This is a genomic window from Streptomyces sp. NPDC127114, from assembly GCF_042677525.1.
In the GTDB taxonomy this organism is placed as follows: Bacteria; Actinomycetota; Actinomycetes; order Streptomycetales; family Streptomycetaceae; genus Streptomyces.
In genome coordinates this window covers 55,331-74,401 of sequence record NZ_JBHXTJ010000033.1, presented here as the reverse complement: position 1 = coordinate 74,401, position 19,071 = coordinate 55,331, and the positions used below count along the sequence as shown (strand labels likewise).

Here is a 19,071-nt window from a genome sequence, read left to right as displayed (position 1 = left end):
GGGACGTCAGTACTTCGCTTCCTGGCCCAGCCGGCCGAGGCGGCTGTGGCTCCTTCCGTACAGGAAGTAGACGACGATGCCGATGAGCATCCACACCGCGAAGCGGAACCAGGTCTCGCCGGGCAGGTTGAGCATCAGCCAGAGCGAGGCGGCGATGGAGAGGACCGGCAGCACCGGCACCCACGGCGTGCGGAAGGCGCGGTGCAGGTCGGGGCGGGTGCGGCGCAGGACGATCACGCCGGCGGCGACCATGACGAAGGCGAACAGGGTGCCGATGTTCACCAGGGTGGCGAGCTCGTTGATGCTGGTGAAGCCGGAGACGATCGCGATGACCACGCCGAGCAGGATGGTCGGCCGGTACGGGGTCTTGAACCTCGGGTGCGTCACCGAGAAGAAGCGGGGCAGCAGCCCGTCGCGGCTCATGGCGAAGAAGACGCGGGTCTGGCCGAGCAGCAGGATCAGACAGACCGTGGTGAGGCCGACGGCGGCGCCGAAGCTGATGACGCCCGCGTAGAACGGGTGTCCGACGGCCTTGAAGGCGTCGGCGAGCGGGGCGCTGACGGACAGTTCGGTGTAGTGCTGCATGCCGGTGACGACGAGCGCGACGGCCACGTAGAGCACGGTGCAGATGAAGAGCGAGCCGAGGATGCCGCGGGGCATGTCGCGCTGCGGAAGCTTGGTCTCCTCGGCGGCGGTGGCGACGACGTCGAAGCCGATGAAGGCGAAGAAGACGACCGAGGCGGCGGTGAAGATGCCCATCACGCCGAAGTTGGTGGGCTCGTAGCCGAAGATGAGCTGCACCATCGGCGAGTCCCAGTTGTTGCCGCCGCCCTCGGGGGTGACGGCCGGCGGGATGAAGGGGTCGTAGTTGTCGCCGACGATGAAGAACAGGCCCGCGATGATGACGATCATGACCACGGTCACCTTGATGGCGACGACGATCGCGGTGATCCGGGCCGACAGCTTCATGCCGACGACGAGGATCGCGGTCAGCACGAGGACCAGCAGGAACGCGAGGATGTCGAAGGTCCCGCCGGCCACGTCGGGGCCTTGCAGCGAGGCGGGCAGGTGCCAGTCGACGTTGTCCATCAGGGAGCGGACGTAACCGGACCAGCCGACGGCGACGACGGCGGTGCCGAGCGCGAACTCCAGGACGAGGTCCCAGCCGATGATCCAGGCCGGCAGCTCGCCGATGGAGGCGTACGCGAAGGTGTACGCCGATCCGGCGACCGGCACGGTCGAGGCGAACTCCGCGTAGCACAGGGCCGCCAGGGCGCAGACGATGCCCGCGGCCACGAACGCGAGGGCGGTGGCCGGGCCCGCGTTCTCCTTGGCGACCTTTCCGGTGAGCACGAAGATGCCGGTGCCGATGATGACACCGACACCGAACACCGTCAGATCCCAGGCGGAAAGGGATTTCTTGAGCGCGTGCTCGGGCTCCTCGGTGTCGCGGATCGACTGCTCGACCGTCTTCGTTCGGAACATCCCGGAATTCGCGCGTGGCTGCTGGTCCGTACTCACCGTCGCACCTCCTGGCAGTGGGGCTGCCCGCCCTCAGGCCAGAATGCACGCGGAAGGGCCGGTCGGCACCCGCAAGGGTGGTCCGACCGGCCCAAAGTTGACGCTGGGTGACCGAAGGTCAGTCGCGCGCGGGCTCCACGGCCTGGCTGCTGCTCTCGAACCGGCCGTCCAGGCGCGAGACCAGGCCGGTGACCTGACGGGCGATGTCCGGGGCGGTCAGCCCGATCTCGGCCAGGACCTCGCCGCGCGAGGCGTGGTCGAGGAAGCGCGGCGGGATGCCGAAGTCGCGCAGCGGCACGTCCACGCCCGCGTCGCGCAGCGCCTGGGCGACGGCGGAGCCGACGCCGCCGACGCGGCTGTTGTCCTCGACGGTGACGACCACCCGGTGCTGCTCGGCGAGCGGGGCCATCGCCTCGTCGACCGGCTTGACCCAGCGCGGGTCGACCACGGTGGTGGAGATGCCCTGCTTGTCGAGGAGGTCGGCGATCTCCAGGCACATGGGCGCGAGCGCGCCCACCGAGACGAGCAGGACGTCGGGCCTGTCGCTGCCGGCCTCGCGCAGCACGTCCATGCCGCCGACCCGGCGCAGGGCCGGGACGGCCGGGCCGACCGCGCCCTTGGAGAAGCGGACCACGGTGGGCGCGTCGGTGACCTCGACGGCCTCGCGCAGCTGGGCGCGGACCTGGTCGGCGTCGCGCGGCGCGGCGAGCCGGAGGCCCGGCACGACCTGGAGGATCGACATGTCCCACATGCCGTTGTGAGAGGCGCCGTCGGTGCCGGTGACACCGGCGCGGTCGAGCACGAAGGTGACGCCGCACTTGTGCAGGGCCACGTCCATCAGGACCTGGTCGAAGGCGCGGTTGAGGAAGGTCGCGTAGACCGCGAAGACCGGGTGGAGGCCGCCGGTGGCGAGGCCGGCCGCGGAGACCGCGGCGTGCTGCTCGGCGATGCCCACGTCGAACACGCGCTCGGGGAAGGCCTTGGCGAACTTGTCGAGGCCGACGGGCTGGAGCATGGCGGCGGTGATGCCGACGATGTCCTCGCGCTCCTTGCCGAGCGCGACCATCTCGTCGGCGAAGACGCCGGTCCAGTCGGCGCCGGAGGAGGCGATCGGCAGACCGGTGTCGGGGTGGATCTTGCCGACGGCGTGGAAGCGGTCGGCCTCGTCCTGGAGGGCCGGCTGGTAGCCGCGGCCCTTCTCGGTGAGGCAGTGCACGATGACCGGGCCGCCGAAGCGCTTGGCGCGCGTAAGGGCGGACTCCAGGGCCTCGATGTCGTGGCCGTCGATGGGGCCGACGTACTTCAGGCCGAGGTCCTCGAACATGCCCTGCGGGGCGATGAAGTCCTTCAGGCCCTTCTTCGCGCCGTGCAGCGTCTCGTAGAGCGGCTTCCCGACGACCGGGGTGCGCTCCAGGATGTCCTTGCCGCGGGCCAGGAAGCGCTCGTAGCCGTCGGTGGTGCGCAGGGTCGCCAGGTGGTTGGCGAGGCCGCCGATGGTGGGCGCGTAGGAGCGCTCGTTGTCGTTGACGACGATGACGAGCGGGCGGTCCTTGGCGTCGGCGATGTTGTTCAGCGCCTCCCAGGCCATGCCGCCGGTGAGCGCGCCGTCACCGATGACGGCGACGACGTGGTCGTCCTTCTTCAGGATCTGGTTGGCCTTGGCGAGGCCGTCGGCCCAGCCGAGGACCGTCGAGGCGTGCGAGTTCTCGATGACGTCGTGCTCGGACTCGGCCTGCGAGGGGTAGCCGGACAGGCCGCCCTTCATCTTCAGCTTGGAGAAGTCCTGGCGGCCGGTGAGCAGCTTGTGCACGTAGCTCTGGTGGCCGGTGTCCCACAGGACCTTGTCCTTGGGCGAGTCGAAGACGCGGTGCAGGGCGATGGTCAGCTCGACCACGCCGAGGTTGGGACCGAGGTGCCCGCCGGTCTTGGAGACGGCGTCCACGAGGAACGACCTGATCTCTTCGGCCAGCAGGTCCAGCTGTTCCGAGGAGAGCCGGTCCAGATCTCGCGGTCCCCTGATACGGGTCAGCAACGCCACCCGTGCCTCCTTGCGTTTGAACTGGTCGAGCTTGCCGATTTGTCGAGTCTAATGTTCCGTCTTGGATCGTGGGCATCGGGCCCGGAGTGGCGCACCACCCTGATGGCCGACACACCACTGATCCGTCTGCCCCGTCCACTGGTCCGGACGCAGCAGTGCCCGGCGACGGTTTCCCGGCGCCGGGCGGACTGGCTGTGGTGTGGGTTACGCGCGGCCCGCGGTCTTCTGCGTGCGGCGGGACACCGAGTCGATCACGACGGCGGCGAGCAGCACCGCGCCGGTGATCATGTTCTGGATCGCGTTGGACATGCCGATCATGTTCAGGCCCTGCTGGATCGACTGGATCACGATCATTCCCAGGAGTGCCGACCAGACCTTGCCGCGGCCGCCGAAGAGGCTGGTGCCGCCGATCACGGCCGCCGCGATGACCAGCATCAGCGTGTTGCCGCCGCCGAGGCTCTTGGTCGCGCCGCCGGAGAGGCTCGCGATGAACAGGCCGCCGAAGGCGGCGAGGGTGCCGGAGATCGCGAAGACGGCGATCCGGACCCGGTCCACGTTGATGCCGGCGCGGCGGGCCGCCTCGGCGTTGCCGCCGACCGCGAAGACCTTGCGGCCGAAGAGGGTGCGGCGGGCGACGAAGTCGGCGAGCACCAGGACGGCCAGGAAGAGCACCAGGGCGAGCGGCAGGCCGCGGGCGCCGGCGGGCTCGTTCATGACGTACGCGACGACGAGGACGAGGACCGCGACGACGGCGGTGCGCAGCACGATCTCGCTGACCGGGCGGGCCGGCAGGAGGGCGGCCTTGCGGCGGCTGCTGTCGCGCAGCAGCGAGAACAGGTACGCGGCGATGGCGACCAGGGCGAGGCCGTAGGCGGCGATCTTGTCGGCGAAGAAGTAGTTGGTGAGGTTCTCCACCACGCTGCCGGACGGCGTGTTGATGGAGCCCTCGCCGCCCATGAGCCACTCCTGGAGACCCATCCAGCCGAGGAAGCCGGCCAGGGTGACCACGAAGGCGGGGACGCCGATCTTCGCGAAGAAGAAGCCGTGCAGCGCGCCGATGGCGGTGCCGGTGAGCACCGCGAGCAGGATGGCCAGCCACTCGTTCATGCCGTTGCTGACCTGGAGGCCGGCCCACACGGCGGCGCCGACGCCGGCGACCGAGCCCATGGAGAGGTCGATCTCGCCGAGGACGAGCACGAAGACGATGCCGACGGCCATGATGCCGAGGCCGGAGGCGTACACGGCAACGTTGGCGACCGAGCTCGCGGACAGGAAGTTGCTGTTCTGGAGCTGGAAGACGACGGCGATGACGATCAGGCCGAGGATCACGGGGAGCGAGCCGAGCTCGCCGCCGCGGATCTTGCGGGTGAACTCGGTCCAGTAGCCCTTGATGCCCTCCTCGCGGACGAGGAGGCGGGGGTCGACGGCCGGGACCGGGGCGGCCGACTCCTCGACGGTGGTGTCCGGGGTCTCCGGGGCGGGGTTCTTCGTGAGGTCGCTCACTTGGCGTCCTCCTTCGAGGCGGTGCGGGCCTGCCGGCGGGTCACGGCGTTGTCCGTGGCACCGGTGATGGCGGCGATGATCGTCTCGTGGGTGGTGTCCTTGACGTCGAAGACACCGTTGTTGCGGCCGAGGCGGAGCACGGCGACCTTGTCCGCGACGGCGCGGACGTCGGCCATGTTGTGGCTGATGAGGATGACGCCGTGGCCGCGCTCGCGCAGCCGCTCCACGAGGTCGAGCACCTGTGCGGTCTGCTCGACGCCGAGGGCGGCGGTGGGCTCGTCCAGGATGACGATCTTGGGGTCGCCGATCAGGGCGCGGGCGATGGCCACGACCTGTCGCTGGCCGCCGGAGAGGGCGGCGACGGGTATGCGGACCGACGGGATGCGGATGGAGAGGGTGTCCAGGAGCTCCCGGGCGCGCTTCTCCATGGCGATCTCGTCGAGGACCCGGGCGGAGCTGAGCTCGCTGCCGAGGAAGAGGTTGGCGACCACGTCGAGGTTGTCGCAGAGCGCCAGGTCCTGGTAGACGGTCGCGACCCCGAGGTTCTGGGAGTCGTGGGGCTTGGTGATCTGGACCGGACGGCCGTCCCACTCGATGGTGCCCTCGTCGATCGGGTGGACGCCCGAGATCGTCTTGACGAGGGTGGACTTGCCGGCGCCGTTGTCGCCCACCAGGGCGACGACCTCTCCGGCATGGATCTCCAGATCGACGTCGGTGAGCACCTGGACGGCGCCGAACCGCTTGGAGACCCCGCGCAACGCCAGCACGGGCGTAGCGGACACGTGAATCATCTCCTTCGCCGCCTGACCGGCGGGGATGTGGTGCGGGGGTTCCTCCCTCGGAGGGAGGGAGAGGAGGAGGGGGGTACGAGGGGAGTCCGGCGCCCCGCCCCCGCTTGCGGGGCGTTGTGACGGGGCGGGGTGCGCCGGACCGGTTCCGTGGGGCGGAGGGGTTACTTGATGCCCGCCGCGTCGCAGGCCGCCTTGTACTCGGCGGTGCAGATGTCGGCCGCCTTGTAGACGTTGTCGGCGATGATCGTGGAGGCGATGTTCTCCTTGGTCACGATCTGCGCGTCGTAGAGCTTGGCCGGGATGTCCTTGAACTCGCCGGTGAGGCTGGTGACCTTGACCGGGGTGAGGCCGTCGATCTTCTCGCCCTTGAGGAGCTTGACCGCGATCTCGGCGGTGGTCTCGGCCTCGGGCTTGATCTGCTTGTAGATCGTGAAGGACTGGTCGCCCTTCAGGATGCGCTGCAGACCGGCGAGTTCGGCGTCCTGGCCGCCGACCGGGACCTTGACGCCCTGCTTGTTGAGGGCGGTGATGATGCCGCCGGCCATGCCGTCGTTGGCGGAGTAGACGCCCTGGAAGCCGTCCTTGCCCAGGGAGTCGATGGCGGCACCCATCTTCTTGTTGGCCTCGTCCGGGGACCAGTCCGGGATGTCCTGCTCGTAGACGACCTTCTTCACGGCGCCGTCGATGACGCTGTGGGCGCCCTTCTTGAACAGCGGGGCGTTCGGGTCGGTCGGCGAGCCGTTGATCATGACAACGTTGGCGTCCTTCGCCTTGTCGCCGAGCGCCTTCACCAGGGCCTCGCCCTGCAGGCGGCCGATCTTCTCGTTGTCGTACGAGACGTAGGCGGAGATCGGGCCCTCGGCCAGGCGGTCGTACGCGACGACCTTGACGCCCTTCTTCTCGGCCTGCTGCACCCAGGACTTGGTGGCCTTGTAGTCGACCGAGTCCAGGATGATGACCTTCACGCCCTGGGTGACGAGGGCGTCGAACTGCTTCTTCTGCGTCTCGGTGTCCTGCGCGGCGTTGTTGTACTTGACCTCGCAGTCGGAGCAGAGGGCCTTGATCTTCGCCTCGATGATCGGGCGGTCGAAGGTCTCGTAGCGCGTGGTCTTGTTCTCGGGCAGCAGCAGACCGATGGTCTTGCCGTCGCCGCCGCTCGCACCGTCGGAGCCGTTGTCGCCGGCCTTGCCACAGGCGGCGAGGGAGAGGGCCATGGAAACCGCGGCCGTGCCTATGACGACGCGACGCGTCACTGCGTTCATGTGGGGTTGCCTCCCTGACGAGGCCGCGACGTTGCGGCCGAGGTGGCTGGAAGTCAACTCGGCCGCGGCTTCAACGTCAAGAAGTAAATCTTTAACGAGATGGCAACGGTGCCATTCGTTATCTAAGTGAAGGCAGGCGTCCTGGCACCGGCGGCGGCCGAAAGGCCACCCTCAGACCCATGCAAAAGCGTCGAATCGCCCATCTCGCTCAAGACGAGGGCGAGGGCGCCCAGCACCTCGGCGCGCCCGCCCAGGGCCCCGGGGGCCAGCGAGAGCTGCCGGGCGGCGCTGGGGATGGCGTAACGCGACACGGAGTCCCTGATGGGCGCCAGGACCAGCTCTCCGGCCTCCGCCAGGTCGCCGCCGAGCACGACCCGGCTCGGGTTCAGAAGGTTGCAGAGGTTGGCGATGCCGCTGCCGATGTGGCGGCCGACGTCCGCGACCACCCGGCGGCAGCCGGGGTCGCCCTCGCGGGCCAGCTGGACCACCCGTTCCATGGTCAGGTCGGGCCCGTGGCTGGACTGGAGCAGCGGCAGGACGTAGCGGGCCGCCGTGAAGGTCTCCAGGCAGCCCCTGTTGCCGCAGCGGCACACCGGACCCGACTCGTCCAGGGTGATGTGGCCGATCTCGCCGGCCGTGCCGCCCGGGCCCCGGTAGACCCTGCCGTCGATCACCAGACCGGCGCCGACACCGCTGGCCACCTTGATGTACGCGAGGTCCTTGACGCCCCGCCCGCTGCCCCAGACCAGCTCGCCGAGGGCGCCGAGGTTGGCGTCGTTGTCGACGTGCACGGGCACGCCGAGCCGGGCCGAGAGCTCGTCCGCCGGGTTGATCCCGCTCCAGCCCGGCAGGATCGACGTGGAGCCCAGCGTGCCCGAGGAGACGTCGATCGGGCCGGGCACGCCCAGGCCCACGCCGACGACCTTGTCCCGGCCGATGCCGGTGGCCGCGATCAGGCGGCTGACCAGCTGCTCCGCCCGGTCGAAGCCCTCCGCGGCGGAGGCGTCGACGTCCAGCGGCTCGGCCTCCTCCGCGAGCACCTGGTGGGCCAGGTTGCCGACCGCGACCCGCAGGTGGGTGTGCCCGAAGTCCACGCCGATGACGATGCCGGCGTCGCCGCTGAGCGAGACGCTGCGGGCCCGTCGGCCGCCCGCCGAGGTCGGCGTGACCTCGACGGTCCCGCCGTCCTTCAGCTCCCGCACGATGTTGGAGACCGTGGCGGCGGACAGGCCGGTCGTCCGGGCGATCTCCGCCTGGGTGAGCGATCCGGCCATCCGTACCGCCCGGACGACCCGCTCGAGATTGGCCCGGTGCAGCGAGGACTGCGACCCCGGAGTCTCCATTGACTCTCTCCACCCTACGACGTGTACAAGTTATGAACTCCAAGCTCCTTCGTGGGCCTTGTCGCCGTCAAGTCCTCGACGGTAGTCGTATCCGGAACGAAAAAGTCCGGCCCCGGAGAGAGGACCCTCCGGGGCCGGACGTCGAGCGACCGGCTCGTTACTTGAGCGTGGCCGAAGTGAGACCCGCCTGGACCTGGCGCTGGAAGGACAGATAGACCACCAGCATCGGGATCATGGCGATGGTGACGCCCGCGAAGAGCACCGGCAGGTCGGTCTCGTAGCCCTGCTGCTGCTCCAGCTGGATCAGGCCCTGGGTGAGCACGTAGCGCTCCGGGTCGTCACCGCTCTGCGGCTGCATCAGCACCGTCGGCAGGATGAACTGGTTCCACTGCCCCAGCGTGTTGAAGATGCCGACGCTGAGCAGGCCCGGCTTGGCCATCGGGAGCATCACCTGGAAGAAGGCCCGGGTGTGCGAGGCCCCGTCGAGGATCGCCGCCTCGAAGACCGCCGTCGGCAGCGTCCGGAAGAAGGAGTGCATGAAGAAGACGGTGAACGGCATCGAGTAGGCGACGTACACCAGGATCAGACCCTGGTAGGTGTTGAGCATCCCGAGCATCTTCACCATGAAGAAGAGCGGGACGAGCGCCAGGAAGACCGGGAACATGGCACCGGCCACGAAGAAGTAGTAGACGAGCCGGTTGCCCCAGAACTCGTAGCGCGCGAGCACGTACGCCGCCATCGAGCCGAAGAGCATGGTGAGCGGCACCGAGAACACCAGGACGATCACGGTGTTCACGAAGTAGTCGCCGATGCCCTTGTTCCAGGCCCGGGTGAAGACGTCCAGGGACCAGTTCTCCGGCCAGCCGAAGGCGGACCCGGCGATCTGCCCGTCGGTCTTGAACGAGCTCAGCACGAGCCAGATCAGCGGCAGCACGATCATCAGCGCCCACAGGGCGAGGAAGCCGTGCGAGAAGACGTTGAGGACGGTGCCCTCGCGGGCCGGGCCGGGCGCGGGCGTGCGCCCCTTGCCCGCCGCGCGCTGCCGCGGCACGGCGGCCCCGCCGGCGGCGGTGGTGTCGGACTTCTGGATGGGTGCAGTCATCGTCGTTCTCCCGCTCAGAACTCGAGGCGCTCGCGGCGGGTGGCGCGCAGCGTGACCACGGACACGATCAGGGTGAGCAGCAGCATCACGACGCCCATGGCGCAGGCGTAGCCGCTCTTGCCGAAGTAGAGGAAGTTGCGCATCATGACCGTCGACATGACCTCGCTGTGGTGGTCGGGCCCACCGCCGTAGTCACCGGAGGTCATGGTGGAGACGAGGACGAACATGTCCATCGCGACGATGCCGAGGTAGACCCAGGCGGTCTGCACGGAGTCCCAGAGCAGCGGCAGCGTGATCTTGAAGAAGGACTGGGCGCGGCCGGCGCCGTCGATCAGCGCGGCCTCGTAGATGTCGCGCGGGATGGACTGCATCGCGGCGGAGAACAGCACCAGGTAGAAGCCGACGCCGTGCCAGACGACGACCGCGATGAGGGCCCACAGGACGAAGTCCGGCTCGTTGAGCCACTCCACCGGCTGGTCGGCCTCGACGAGGCCGAGCTTGAGGAGGAGGCCGTTGAGCATGCCGCCGGCGTCGCTGCGGTACACGGCGCCGAAGAGCACCGCGAGGATCGCGAGCGAGAGCACCTGCGGGAAGAAGTAGACGACCTTGTAGAACTTGGATCCGGCGACGCCCGCGACGCCGCCGGCCCGGCTCCGCCCGCCCGCGTTCACCATGAAGGCGAAGAAGAGGGCGAGCAGAATGGTGATCACCGGGATGAACACCAGGAACAGGATGTTGTGCCAGACCGCTCCCAGGAAGACGTCGTCCTCGAAGAGGGCGGCGTAATTGTCGAAGCCGACGAAGGAGAAGTCCTGTGACTGGCCTTTCCAGTCGGTCAGCGAGTAGCCGAACGTCTGGATGTACGGCCAGATGACGAAGACCAGATAGAGGGCCACGGGTATGAAGAGGAATCCCGTGACGAACTTGTACTGCCCTTTGCGCATGGCGTTCCTGTCCCTGATGTCCCCGGATGAGGTGTCGCGTCCCGGACCGCGCGTCAGTCGCGGCGGTTGTTCTTGGACGCCGGGTCCTTGGCGGCCTTGTCGACGGCGGCCTGGGCCCGCTTGAGCCATTCCGCGGGCTGGATGCGCTTGGCCATCAGCTCGTTGGACGCGTTCTGGATCTCGGTGTCCATCTCGCTGTACCACTCGGTGTACAGGTAGCGGAACGTGTTGGTGCCGGCCGCCTTGGAGGCCTCGACCGTGGACTGGGTGCCCGGGCGGAGCTTGACGCTCGGGTCCACGCCGTCGGCGAGGATGGTGAGCGAGTTGGCCTCCTTGGCGAAGAGCGTCGACCACTCCTTGGAGAGCATCATCCGCATGAACTCCTTCGCCTCGGCCAGGTTCCTGGCCTTGGCGGGGATGATGAAGGGCTCGCCCGAGCCGGCCCGGATCGCCTCGTAGGGCATCTTGCTGCCGGGCAGCAGCGGCATCGGCATGAACTTCATGTCGAAGTCGGCCGGGGTCTGCTTGAGCTGCTCGTTCTCCAGCCAGGAGCCACAGGTGATGAAGGCGGCCTTGTACTGGTTCCAGCGGGTCTGGGACTCGGTGTGCTCCAGGCCGTTGGTGCCGGGCATCAGGTAGCCCTTCTCGACCACCTCGTAGACCGCCTCGACGGCCTGCTTGGCGGCGTCGGAGCCGACGAAGGCCTTGGGGTCGAGGTTGTCGATGGCCTTCATGGCCTCGAGACCGCCGGTCTTGGCGATCAGGTCCATGATGGCGACGTTGATGTAGTACGGGTACTTGCCCTGGTGGGCGAGGCCGCCGATGCCCTGGGAGGTGGCGTCCTTGCAGATCGCGAGGAAGTCGTCCCAGGTCTTCGGCTCGGTCCAGCCCTTCTCCTTGAAGAGCTTCCCGGAGTACCACAGGCCCCACACCGTGTAGATGTAGTTGAGGGCGACGACCTTGCCCTCCTGCAGGCCGGCGTCGATGGTGCCCGGGATGAGGGTGTCGCGGACCTTCTTGTTCGGGTCGTCGACGGACGGCGCGTCGAGGACCTCGGCGAGGTCGAGCAGCTGGCCGTTCTTGTGCAGGACGTCGATCTTGATCTTCTGGGCGCCGGAGTCGTCGACGATGTCCGGCGGGTTGCCGGCGTTGAAGCGCGGCTGGAGCTTGCCGGTGATCTCCTGGGTGCCGGTGTGGGTGGCGGTGATGCCCCACTTCTTGTTGAAGCTGGCCTCCCAGGCCTTGGCGTACTCGTCGCCGTACCCGCCCTTGAAGACGACGACGTCGATCTTGCCGCCCTTGGCGACGCCGAACGGATTGTCCTTCGTCTTCTCGCCCTTGGGCTTGTCGTTGCCCGAGTCGTCGCCACCGCTGGAGGCGCACGCGGACAGGAAACTCATGGTGGGCACCGAGATCAGACCGAGTGCGGCGGAACGCTTGATCAGATCGCGACGGCCGAGGCCCTCATTGTTCTGGGCGGAGGTGGATCCCATGCTCAAGTCCTCGCCTTCATTCAGGACTCAGGCGGTGTACCGGTCGCCCGTACAAGTTCGCCTCAGGCGAAGGGCCCCGCCACCGCGGTCAATTGCAGCTGGGTCGTGCAGGCGTCGGGCCGTCGTCGGTAGGGCTTGGTTTCTCCACGACGGGCGGGACGCCGACAGGTATAGTCCACTTCCCGTCGCCGGAGCAAGATCGAAACCAGCTTTCCCCGACAGTCTTCTCCGAGTTGAGACCTGCGGGATATCCGAGCCGTTTCTGCCCCGTTTCCTCCCTCGAATCGGCGTCAACACCCTTGACACCACCTGAGACTTGCCCTTCTCCTGGGTTCTTGCGCGATCGGTTTGACAACGTTGTCTAGAACCAGCGGCAGGAGCGACGACACGGTATGCACCCCCATCTCAGAGCGGTCTCCCTGGCGGCCTCGGCGGCGCTGATCCTGGCCCTCGTCCCCACGGTGGCTCAGGCGGTTCCGGGCGCATCGGAACAACCCGGCGGAACGGCACGCGAATTCACCACCTCCTTCGAAGCGGAGGAAACCCAGCCGACCTGGCGTAACACCGTCGAAGTCGGCCCCGACGGAAAGAAGCGGACATCCGGCGTCGACGGCGGATTCGTCACCGGCATACCCGGAAACGTCACCGACCGGGTCACGGCCCTGCGGGCCAGCGGCGAGCACGCCGGCGCCGGCGAGGTCAAGGAGAACCTGGTCGACCTGCAGCCCGGCACGAAGTGGCTGGTGTTCGAGCCCACCGCGTGGATCGAGTTCGACCTGGACTCCCCCGTCAGGCTCGCCACCTACGCGCTGACGTCGGCGAACGACGCCGCCGAGCGCGATCCGCGCGACTGGACCCTCGAAGGCTCGGCCGACGGCAAGGAGTGGACGGTCCTCGACACCCGCTCCGGCGAGAGCTTCGCCAGGCGCTTCGAGACCAGGACGTACGACATCGCCGGCGGCGGCACGACCGCGTACGCGCACTACCGCCTGGAGATCACCAGGAACGCGGGCGCGGGCCTCACCCAGCTCGCCGACGTTCAGTTCTCGAACGGGGACACCTCCCAGCCCGTGCCCGAGGAGATGCGCAGCCATCCCGACCGCGGCCCCAGCGGCTCCCCCACCGCCAAGGCCGGAGCGGGCTTCACCGGCAAGCGCGCGCTGCGCTACGCGGGCACCCACAAGGGCGAGGGCCGCGCGTACTCGTACAACAAGGTCTTCGACGTCGACACCCGGATCGTCCGGAACACCGAGCTGTCGTACAAGATCTTCCCGTCGATGTCGGCCTCGGAGACCGACCTGAACTACCCGGCCACGAACGTGTCCGTGGACCTCGCCTTCACCGACGGCACCTATCTGAGCGACCTGGGCGCCACCGACTCGTACGGCGGGCTCCTGACCCCGAGCGGCCAGGGCGCCGCGAAGCGGCTCTACGTCAACCAGTGGAACCAGGTCACCGCGCAGATCGGCGAGGTCGCGAACGGGAAGACCGTGGACCGGATCCTGGTCGCCTACGACTCGCCCAAGGGCCCGGGCAGGTTCCAGGGCTGGATCGACGACCTGGCGATCGCGCCGAGGCAGCCGCGGGAACCATACGAGCGGCTCTCCGACTACGCGTCGACCACGCGCGGCACCCACTCCTCCGGCTCCTTCTCGCGCGGCAACACCTTCCCGGCCACCGCCGTCCCGCACGGCTTCAACTTCTGGACGCCGGTGACGAACGCGGCGACCCAGAGCTGGATCTACGAGTACGCGCGCGGCAACAACGCCGAAAACCTGCCCACCCTCCAGGCGCTGTCCGCCAGCCACCAGCCCAGTCCCTGGATGGGCGACCGGCAGACCTTCCAGGTGATGCCCTCGGCCGCCGCGGGCGCCCCGCCCACCGACAAGGCGGCCCGTGCCCTGCCGTTCCGGCACGCGAACGAGACGGCGAGGCCGCACCACTACGGCGTCACCTTCGAGAACGGCCTGAAGGCCGAGATCGCCCCGGCCGACCACGCGGCCGTCATGCGCTTCACCTATCCCGGCGACGACGCGAGCGTGGTCCTCGACAACGTCACCGAGCAGGGCGGGCTCACCCTCGACCCGGCGACGCGCTCCTTCACGGCCTACTCCGACGTGAAGAGCGGGCTGTCGACGGGCGCGGGCCGGATGTTCGTGTACGGCGTCCTCGACGCGCCGGTCACCTCGTCCGCCGCGCAGGGCGTGAAGGGTCACCTCCGCCTCGACGCGGGCCCCGACCGCACGGTCACCCTGCGGATCGCGACCTCGCTGATCTCCGTCGAGCAGGCGAAGGCGAACCTCGCCGACGAGATCCCGGAGGGCACGGACTTCGACACCGTCCGCGAGCGGGCCCAGCAGGCCTGGGACGAGGTGCTCGGCCGGGTCACCGTCGAGGGCGCGACCCACGACCAGCTGGTGACCCTCTACTCCAGCCTCTACCGGCTGTACCTGTACCCCAACTCCGGCTTCGAGAAGGTCGGTTCGACCTACAGGTACGCGAGCCCGTTCTCGCCGCCGGCCGGGCCCGACACCCCGACCCGTACCGGCGCGCAGGTCGTCGAGGGCAGGCCGTACGTCAACAACGGCTTCTGGGACACCTACCGCACCACCTGGCCGGCCTACTCCTTCCTCACCCCGCGGAAGGCGGGCGAGCTGGTCGACGGCTTCGTGCAGCAGTACAAGGACGGCGGCTGGATCTCCCGCTGGTCCTCCCCCGGCTACGCGGACCTGATGACCGGCACCTCCTCGGACGTGGCCTTCGCGGACGCGTACGTGAAGGGCGTCGACTTCGACGCGGAGGCGGCGTACGAGGCGGCCCTGAAGAACGCCACCGTCGTGGCGCCCAGCCGCGGCGTCGGACGCAAGGGCATGGAGACCTCCCCGTTCACCGGCTACGCGTCGACCGAGACCCACGAGGGCCTGTCCTGGTCCCTGGAGGGCTACCTCAACGACTACGGCATCGCGAAGATGGGCCAGGCGCTCTACGAGAAGACCGGCAGGACGCGCTACCGGGACGAGGCGGCGTACTTCCTCGACCGCGCCCGGAAGTACGTGTCGCTGTTCGACGCCAAGGCCGGTTTCTTCCAGGGCCGGGACGCGAAGGGCGCCTGGCGGGTGCCCTCGGCGTCGTACGACCCGCGTATCTGGGGCTACGACTACACGGAGACCAACGGCTGGGGCTACGCCTTCACGGCCCCCCAGGACTCCCGGGGCCTCGCCAATCTGTACGGCGGGCGAGCGGGCCTCGCGAAGAAGCTGGACGCGTACTTCGCCACGCCGGAGACGGCCTCGCCCGACGTCGCCGGCTCGTACGGCAGCGTCATCCACGAGATGACCGAGGCGCGGGACGTGCGGATGGGCATGTACGGCCACTCCAACCAGGTCGCGCACCACGTGCCGTACATGTACGACGCGGCCGGGCAGCCGTGGAAGACGGCGGAGAAGGTCCGTGAGGTCCTCTCCCGGCTCTACACCGGCAGCGAGATCGGCCAGGGCTACCACGGTGACGAGGACAACGGCGAGCAGTCGGCCTGGTTCCTGTTCTCCGCGCTCGGCTTCTACCCGCTGGTGATGGGCAGTGGGGAGTACGCGATCGGTTCGCCGCTGTTCACGAAGGCGACGGTGCGGATGGACAACGGCCGCACGCTGGTCGTGGAGGCGCCGCGCAACAGCGCCCGCAACATCTACGTGCAGGGCGTGAAGGTCGACGGCGTGCCGTGGAACTCGACGGCGCTGCCGCACCGGCTGCTCGCGAAGGGCGGCACGCTGAAGTTCGCGATGGGTCCCCGGCCCTCCGCGTGGGGCACGGGCGGCAAGGCGGCCCCCGTCTCGATCACCCAGGACGACGAGGTGCCGGCGCCGCGGGCGGACCTGGTCGCGGGAGCGGGTGCGGGGCCGCTGTTCGACGACACGTCGGCGACGGCGGGGCCGCTGGCCGGCCCGGTGGGGCTGCCCGTGGCCGGCCCGGTGAGGGCGGTCCAGTACACGCTGACCTCGTCGGCGGACCGGGCGAAGGCGCCGGCGGGCTGGGTGCTCCAGGGCTCGGCGGACGGGGTGACCTGGACGGACCTGGACCGGCGGGACGGCGAGTCCTTCGCGTGGAACCGGCAGACCCGGGTGTTCTCGGTGGCGAAGCCCGGCGCGTACGCGAAGTACCGCCTGGTGGTGGCCGGTCCGGCCGCCGCCGAGCTCGCGGAGGTGGAGCTGCTGGGCTGACGCCCGGCCGGTCCGCCCATGAGGAAGGGCCCTCTCCCCCGGCGGGGAGAGGGCCCTTGCCCTACCGGACCTCCGGCGGTCAGCCGCGGATCAGGTTGCGCAGCACGTACTGCATGATGCCGCCGTTGCGGTAGTAGTCCGCCTCACCGGGGGTGTCGATGCGGACGACCGCGTCGAACTCGACACCGGTGTCGGTGGTGACCTTGACCGTGCTCGGGGTGGTGCCCTCGTTCAGCTCGGTGATGCCCGTGATGGAGAAGGTCTCCTCACCGGTCAGGCCGAGCGAGTCGGCCGTCTGGCCGGCCGGGAACTGGAGCGGGAGCACGCCCATGCCGATGAGGTTCGAGCGGTGGATGCGCTCGTACGACTCGGTGATGACGGCCTTGACGCCGAGGAGCGCGGTGCCCTTGGCCGCCCAGTCACGGGACGAGCCGGAGCCGTACTCCTTGCCGCCCAGGATGACCAGCGGGGTGCCGGCGGCCTGGTAGTTCTGCGAGGCGTCGTAGATGAAGGAGACCGGGCCGCCCTCCTGCGTGAAGTCGCGGGTGTAGCCGCCCTCGGTGCCCGGCGCGATCTGGTTGCGCAGGCGGATGTTGGCGAAGGTGCCGCGGATCATGACCTCGTGGTTGCCTCGGCGCGAGCCGTAGGAGTTGAAGTCACGACGCTCCACACCGTGCTCGGTGAGGTACTTGCCGGCCGGGGTGTCGGCCTTGATGGCACCGGCCGGGGAGATGTGGTCGGTGGTGACCGAGTCGCCGAGCTTCGCGAGCACGCGGGCGCCCGTGATGTCGGTGACCGGGGTGGTCTCCATCGTCATGCCCTCGAAGTACGGGGGCTTGCGGACGTAGGTCGACTCGGCGTCCCACTCGAAGGTGCTGCCGGTCGGGATCGACAGGGCCTGCCACTGGGCGTCGCCCGCGAAGACGTCCTCGTACGACTTGGAGAACATGTCCTCGCCGATGGCGTTGGCCACGACGTCGTTGACCTCGGCCTCGGACGGCCAGATGTCGGCCAGGTAGACCGGCTTGCCGTCCTGGTCGACGCCGAGGGCGTCCTTGGTGATGTCCACCTTCATGGAGCCCGCGATGGCGTACGCGACGACCAGCGGCGGGGAGGCCAGGTAGTTCATCTTGACGTCGGGGTTGATGCGGCCCTCGAAGTTCCGGTTGCCGGAGAGGACCGAGGTGACCGCGAGGTCGTGCTCGTTGACGGCCTTGGAGACCTCCTCCGGCAGCGGGCCGGAGTTGCCGATGCAGGTGGTGCAGCCGTAGCCGACGAGGTTGAAGCCGACCTTGTCGAGATACGGGGTGAGGCCCGCCTTGTCGAAGTAGTCGGTGACGACCTTCGAGCCCGGGGCGAGGGTGGTCTTGACCCACGGCTTGCGGGTCAGGCCCTTCTCCACGGCCTTCTTCGCGACGAGCGCGGCGGCGACCATGACGTACGGGTTCGAGGTGTTGGTGCAGGAGGTGATCGCGGCGACGGTGACGGCGCCGTGGTCGAGCGTGTAGGTCGTGCCGTCGGGGGCGGTCACCTGGACCGGGTTCGACGGGACGCCGTTGCTGACGGCCGGGGCGTCGGAGGCCGGGAAGGACTCCTGGCCCGCCTCGTCGACCATGTCGACGTAGTTGCGGACGTCCTGCTTGAACTGCTCGGCGGCGTTCGCGAGGACGATGCGGTCCTGCGGGCGCTTCGGGCCGGCGATCGACGGGACGACGGTGGAGAGGTCGAGCTCCAGCTTCTCGGAGAAGTCGGGCTCGGCGGCCGGGTCGAGCCAGAGGCCCTGCTCCTTGGCGTACGCCTCGACGAGCGCGACCTGCTGCTCGGAGCGGCCGGTGAGCTTGAGGTAGTTCAGGGTCTCGCCGTCGATCGGGAAGATCGCGGCGGTGGAGCCGAACTCCGGCGACATGTTGCCGATGGTGGCGCGGTTGGCGAGGGACGTGGCGGCGACGCCCTCACCGTAGAACTCGACGAACTTGCCGACGACGCCGTGCTTGCGCAGCATCTCGGTGATCGTGAGGACCAGGTCGGTGGCGGTGGTGCCGGTGGGCAGCTCGCCGGTCAGCTTGAAGCCGACGACGCGCGGGATCAGCATGGAGACCGGCTGGCCGAGCATGGCGGCCTCGGCCTCGATGCCGCCGACGCCCCAGCCCAGCACGCCGAGGCCGTTGACCATGGTGGTGTGCGAGTCGGTGCCGACGAGGGTGTCGGGGTACGCCTGGCCGTTGCGGACCATGACCGTGCGGGCCAGGTGCTCGATGTTCACCTGGTGGACGATGCCGGTGCCCGGCGGGACGACCTTGAAGTCGTCGAAGGCGGTCTGGCCCCAGCGCAGGAACTGGTAGCGCTCCTTGTTGCGGCCGTACTCGAGCTCGACGTTCTGCGCGAAGGCGTCGTTGGTGCCGAACTTGTCGGCGATGACGGAGTGGTCGATGACCATCTCGGCCGGGGAGAGCGGGTTGATCTTCGCCGGGTCGCCGCCGAGCGCCGCGACGGCCTCGCGCATGGTGGCGAGGTCGACGACACAGGGGACACCGGTGAAGTCCTGCATGATCACGCGCGCCGGCGTGAACTGGATCTCCTGGCTCGGCTGGGCCTGCGAGTCCCAGTTGCCGAGGGCCCGGATGTGGTCGGCGGTGATGTTCGCGCCGTCCTCGGTGCGGAGCAGGTTCTCGAGCAGAACCTTAAGGCTGTAGGGGAGCCGGGCCGAGCCCTCCACCTTGTCCAGACGGAAGATCTCGTACGACTCGTCACCCACGCGCAGCGTGGCGCGGGCGTCGAAGCTGTTCGCCGACACGACGGTCTCCTTCATATATGTGCGCGTTCCACCACATCCTGCCGCCACGTACTCGTCGTCGAT

Annotated in this window: 11 protein-coding genes; 1 reads left to right on the top strand and 10 read right to left on the bottom strand. The window is 68.9% G+C overall.

Annotation, left to right across the window (positions count from 1 at the left end):
• Positions 1-6 precede the first annotated feature (6 nt).
• From ACFVGS_RS27715 to ngcE, 9 genes are all read right to left on the bottom strand, one after another.
• A complete protein-coding gene (locus ACFVGS_RS27715; protein WP_384422718.1) occupies positions 7-1,485 on the bottom strand; it encodes an amino acid permease in 1,479 nt (492 codons plus the stop codon).
• A 154-nt stretch (positions 1,486-1,639) separates the two neighbouring features.
• Entirely contained in the window at positions 1,640-3,559 is a 1,920-nt protein-coding gene (gene dxs / locus ACFVGS_RS27710; protein WP_384422715.1) for a 1-deoxy-D-xylulose-5-phosphate synthase, read from the bottom strand.
• A 204-nt stretch (positions 3,560-3,763) separates the two neighbouring features.
• Positions 3,764-5,062 (bottom strand): sugar ABC transporter permease, encoded by a 1,299-nt coding sequence (locus ACFVGS_RS27705; protein ID WP_385694228.1) that lies wholly within the window; start codon positions 5,060-5,062, stop codon positions 3,764-3,766.
• Complete coding sequence (locus tag ACFVGS_RS27700; RefSeq protein ID WP_128981030.1) at positions 5,059-5,853, bottom strand: ATP-binding cassette domain-containing protein; 795 nt, start codon at positions 5,851-5,853, stop codon at positions 5,059-5,061. The genes ACFVGS_RS27705 and ACFVGS_RS27700 overlap by 4 nt, the downstream gene beginning before the upstream one ends.
• Before the next feature lie 161 nt (positions 5,854-6,014).
• Positions 6,015-7,115: a substrate-binding domain-containing protein gene (locus tag ACFVGS_RS27695; RefSeq protein WP_384422711.1), complete on the bottom strand. Its 1,101-nt coding sequence runs from the start codon at positions 7,113-7,115 to the stop codon at positions 6,015-6,017.
• Positions 7,116-7,237: 122 nt separating this feature from the next.
• Positions 7,238-8,458: an ROK family protein gene (locus ACFVGS_RS27690; protein WP_384422709.1), complete on the bottom strand. Its 1,221-nt coding sequence runs from the start codon at positions 8,456-8,458 to the stop codon at positions 7,238-7,240.
• A 157-nt stretch (positions 8,459-8,615) separates the two neighbouring features.
• Complete coding sequence (locus ACFVGS_RS27685) at positions 8,616-9,560, bottom strand: carbohydrate ABC transporter permease (protein WP_384422706.1); 945 nt, start codon at positions 9,558-9,560, stop codon at positions 8,616-8,618.
• A gap of 14 nt (positions 9,561-9,574) precedes the next feature.
• Entirely contained in the window at positions 9,575-10,504 is a 930-nt protein-coding gene (locus ACFVGS_RS27680) for a carbohydrate ABC transporter permease (RefSeq protein WP_384422704.1), read from the bottom strand.
• Between the two features lie 53 nt (positions 10,505-10,557).
• Positions 10,558-11,997, bottom strand: coding sequence for an N-acetylglucosamine/diacetylchitobiose ABC transporter substrate-binding protein (ngcE, locus tag ACFVGS_RS27675; RefSeq protein ID WP_384422702.1), 1,440 nt, complete (start codon positions 11,995-11,997; stop codon positions 10,558-10,560).
• Between the two features lie 392 nt (positions 11,998-12,389).
• Between ngcE and ACFVGS_RS27670 the strand changes: the two genes are divergently transcribed.
• Positions 12,390-16,214 carry a GH92 family glycosyl hydrolase gene (locus ACFVGS_RS27670; RefSeq protein ID WP_385694222.1) on the top strand — a complete coding sequence of 1,275 codons (3,825 nt, stop codon included), beginning with the start codon at positions 12,390-12,392 and terminating at the stop codon, positions 16,212-16,214.
• A gap of 79 nt (positions 16,215-16,293) precedes the next feature.
• Here ACFVGS_RS27670 and acnA read toward each other — a convergent pair whose 3' ends face one another.
• Positions 16,294-19,023, bottom strand: a complete 2,730-nt coding sequence (gene acnA / locus ACFVGS_RS27665) for an aconitate hydratase AcnA (protein WP_384422698.1) — start codon at positions 19,021-19,023, stop codon at positions 16,294-16,296.
• Between the last annotated feature and the right edge of the window lie 48 nt (positions 19,024-19,071).

Excerpts from the sequence above, each read along its gene's own strand:
- ACFVGS_RS27680 (WP_384422704.1), bottom strand. The coding sequence starts at position 10,504 with ATGCGCAAAGGGCAGTACAAGTTCGTCACGGGATTCCTCTTCATACCC.
- ACFVGS_RS27695 (WP_384422711.1), bottom strand. The coding sequence starts at position 7,115 with ATGAACGCAGTGACGCGTCGCGTCGTCATAGGCACGGCCGCGGTTTCC.
- ngcE (WP_384422702.1), bottom strand. The coding sequence starts at position 11,997 with ATGGGATCCACCTCCGCCCAGAACAATGAGGGCCTCGGCCGTCGCGAT.
- ACFVGS_RS27700 (WP_128981030.1), bottom strand. The coding sequence starts at position 5,853 with ATGATTCACGTGTCCGCTACGCCCGTGCTGGCGTTGCGCGGGGTCTCC.
- ACFVGS_RS27670 (WP_385694222.1), top strand. The coding sequence starts at position 12,390 with ATGCACCCCCATCTCAGAGCGGTCTCCCTGGCGGCCTCGGCGGCGCTG.
- ACFVGS_RS27685 (WP_384422706.1), bottom strand. The coding sequence starts at position 9,560 with ATGACTGCACCCATCCAGAAGTCCGACACCACCGCCGCCGGCGGGGCC.
- acnA (WP_384422698.1), bottom strand. The coding sequence starts at position 19,023 with ATGAAGGAGACCGTCGTGTCGGCGAACAGCTTCGACGCCCGCGCCACG.
- ACFVGS_RS27715 (WP_384422718.1), bottom strand. The coding sequence starts at position 1,485 with ATGTTCCGAACGAAGACGGTCGAGCAGTCGATCCGCGACACCGAGGAG.
- ACFVGS_RS27690 (WP_384422709.1), bottom strand. The coding sequence starts at position 8,458 with ATGGAGACTCCGGGGTCGCAGTCCTCGCTGCACCGGGCCAATCTCGAG.